General features: G+C 72.0%; 1 pseudogene. It reads left to right on the forward strand.

Annotation, left to right across the window (positions count from 1 at the left end):
• A pseudogene (locus B2J89_RS22090) lies at window positions 1-296 on the forward strand (tetratricopeptide repeat protein); the annotation flags it as partial.

Below are 296 nucleotides of genomic sequence, written 5' to 3' on the forward strand. Positions count from 1 at the left end.
GCATGGCCGACACCATCGAGCAGTGGTTCAGCTGGCAGGACGACGTCTATTCGCGCTTTCCGGCCGTGCAGCAGCGCCCGCAGGCCACGCACTGGGCCGCGTCGCTGTGGCCCGGACCGATGCGCCCGAGCGGGCGCATGCTGCACCAGATCTCGCGCCTGGCGCAGGCGCTGCAGCACCCGGGCCTGCAAGGCCTGGTGCCGCTGCCGCCGGTGTTTTCCGGCTGCACGCAACCGCTGTCTGCCGCCGACGAGGCGGCCGCCACCGCGCTGTACTGGTCGGTGATCCAGCAGGAC

This window comes from Acidovorax sp. SRB_24, from assembly GCF_012931925.1.